The 2874-nt window shown below is 68.5% G+C and carries 3 protein-coding genes; all 3 read left to right on the top strand.

Going from position 1 to position 2874, the window contains the following annotated elements; translation table 11 throughout:
- A partial coding sequence (gene infB / locus HUK84_RS14155; RefSeq protein WP_176640867.1) for a translation initiation factor IF-2 occupies positions 1-1895 on the top strand: 1895 nt, incomplete at its 5' end.
- On the top strand, positions 1892-2329 hold the full coding sequence (gene rbfA / locus HUK84_RS14150) for a 30S ribosome-binding factor RbfA (RefSeq protein WP_176640866.1): 438 nt from the start codon (positions 1892-1894) through the stop codon (positions 2327-2329). The genes infB and rbfA, both read left to right, overlap by 4 nt.
- A 122-nt stretch (positions 2330-2451) precedes the next feature.
- A partial coding sequence (gene truB / locus HUK84_RS14145; protein WP_176640865.1) for a tRNA pseudouridine(55) synthase TruB occupies positions 2452-2874 on the top strand: 423 nt, incomplete at its 3' end.

Here is a 2874-nt window from a genome sequence, read left to right as displayed (position 1 = left end):
GGTCGGGCCGTATCGACGTCCAGGCGGCGATCGAGGGGGATGACGACAAGACGCGTTCGCTGGCCTCGGTCCGGCGCCAGCGCGAGCGTGAGCGCCGCCAGGCGGAGCTGGAACGCCTGCGTTCGGACCAGGTGCGCGTGGTGCGCGACGTCGTGCTGCCCGAGACGATCACGGTGCAGGAACTGGCCAACCGCATGGCGGCCCGCCAGGGCGAGGTCATCAAGACCCTGATGAAGATGGGCGTGATGGCCACGGTGACCCAGTCGCTGGACGCCGACACCGCCGAGCTGGTGGTGCAGGAATTCGGCCATCGTGTCCGCCGCGTCGCCGACAGCGACGTCGAGATCGGCATCGAAGGGATCGAGGACCTGCCCGAGGAACTGCAGCCGCGTCCGCCGGTCGTCACGGTCATGGGCCATGTCGACCACGGCAAGACGTCGCTGCTGGACGCGCTGCGCACCACCGACGTGGCGGCGGCCGAGGCCGGCGGCATCACCCAGCATATCGGCGCCTATCAGGTCACGCTGGCCTCCGGGGCCAAGATCACCTTCATCGACACGCCGGGTCACGAGGCGTTTACCGCCATGCGCGCCCGCGGCGCGTCGGTGACCGACGTGGTGGTGCTGGTGGTGGCGGCCGATGACGGGGTGATGCCCCAGACGATCGAGGCCATCAAGCATGCCAAGGCGGCGCACGCGCCGATCGTGGTGGCGATCAACAAGTGCGACAAGCCCGGCGCCAACCCGGACCGGGTGCGGCAGGAACTTCTGTCGCACGAGATCGTGGTCGAAGCGATGGGCGGCGACACCCAGGATGTCGAGGTCTCGGCGCTGAAGCGCACCGGGCTGGACAAGCTGGAGGAAGCCATCCTGCTCCAGGCGGAAATCCTGGACTTGCGCGCCAATCCGCACCGCGTCGCCGAAGGCTCGGTGATCGAAAGCCGGCTGGATCGCGGGCGCGGGCCTGTGGCGACCGTGCTGGTGCAGAAGGGCACGCTGAAGCGCGGCGACATCGTGGTGGCGGGCGCCGAATGGGGCCGCGTGCGCGCGATGCTGGACGACCGCAACCGCCAGGTGCAGGACGCCGGCCCGGCAACCCCGGTCGAGGTGCTGGGCATTGCCGGCGTGCCGGGTGCCGGCGAACCCTTCGTGGTGGTCGAGAACGAGAACCGCGCCCGCGAGATCTCGGAATTCCGCCAGCGGGTGATCAAGGACCGCATGGCGGCCGGGCAGACCGCGGCGCGCGGCACGCTGGACCAGATGCTGGCCCGCATCCAGGCCGGCGCGCAGAAGGAAGTCGCCGTCGTCATCAAGGCCGACGTCCAGGGTTCGGCCGAGGCGCTGCAGGCCACGGTGCTGAAGCTGGAGCACGAGGAGGTCAAGGTCCGCGTGCTGACGGCCGGGGTCGGCCAGATCACCGAAAGCGACGTGCAGTTGGCCAAGGCGTCGGACGCGGTCATCGTCGCGTTCAACGTCCGCGCCACGACGCAGGCCCGCGAACTGGCCCAGCGCGAGGGCGTGGATATCCGCTACTACTCGATCATCTATCAGGTGGCGGACGACGTCGAGCAACTGGTCAAGGGCAAGGTGGCGCCGAAGCACCGCGAGAAGTTCCTGGGCTATGCCGAGATCCGCAAGGTCTTCGACATCACCAAGGTCGGCAAGGTCGCCGGTTGCTACGTCACCGAGGGCGTGGTCAAGCGCGGCTGCGGCGTGCGCCTGCTGCGTGACAACGTCGTCATCCATGAAGGCGAACTCAGCCAGCTCAAGCGCTTCAAGGACGACGTCAAGGAAGTGGCCCGCGGCTATGAATGCGGCCTGTCCTTCGCCGGGTATAACGACCTGCGCGAGGGCGACATGGTCGAATGCTACGAAATGGAGCTTGTGCCCGCATGAGCCGCCATTCCTCACGCGGGAAGGTGAATGCGGCGGGGCCGGCGGGGAAACTCGCCGGCCAGCCTGCTTCGGGGCCCTCGCAGCGCCAGTTGCGCGTGGCCGAAGAGGTGCGCCGCGTGCTGGCCGACCTGTTCGCGCGGACGGAATTCCGCGATCCCGAACTGGTCGATGTCCGCATCACCGTGACCGAGGTGCGGATTTCACCCGACCTGAAGCACGCCACGGCCTTCGTCGCCCGGCTGGGCCGCAGCGACGTCGAGACCCTGCTGCCGGCGCTGAAGCGCGTGGCGCCGTTCCTGCGCTCGCGCCTGTCCACCGGGCTGCGGCTGCGGGTGGCGCCCGAAATCCATTTCCAGCCCGATACCGCGCTTGATTACGCGATGGAAGTCGACGCGCTGCTGCGCCATCCCGACGTGGCCCGCGACCTGGACTGAAAATCCGTCCCGAACGACGGATTGCCGGGCGACCCCCCAGGGAATGGCATTCACAGGAATGGCATTCACATGCACGGCGTCCCCACGCACGCCTCCTCAAATTCTGAAAAAGGTTCTGTCTGATGCGACGCAAGCGCGGACGCGCGATCGATGGCTGGCTGGTGATCGACAAACCGTCGGGCATGACCTCGACCGAAATCGTGAACCGGGTGAAGCGCCTGTTCGACGCCCAGAAGGCGGGACACGGCGGCACGCTGGACCCGCTGGCGACCGGGCTGCTGCCCGTGGCCTTCGGCGCGGCCACCAAGACGGTGCCCTATATCATGGACGGGACCAAGCGCTACCAGTTCACCCTGCGGCTGGGCGAGGCGCGGGATTCCGACGATGCCGACGGCGTGGTGACCGCGACCTCGGACGTGCGCCCCACCGACGCGCAGTTCCGCGACGCCCTGCCGGCCTTTCGCGGCGACATCACGCAGGTGCCGCCGGTCTTCTCGGCCATCAAGGTGGCGGGAGAGCGCGCCTACGACATGGCGCGCGACGGG

The organism is Nguyenibacter vanlangensis (assembly GCF_013376155.1).
GTDB lineage: Bacteria > Pseudomonadota > Alphaproteobacteria > Acetobacterales > Acetobacteraceae > Gluconacetobacter > Gluconacetobacter vanlangensis.
The sequence above is the reverse complement of the archived record's forward strand: the minus strand, read 5'-3'. Positions and strand labels throughout refer to the sequence as shown.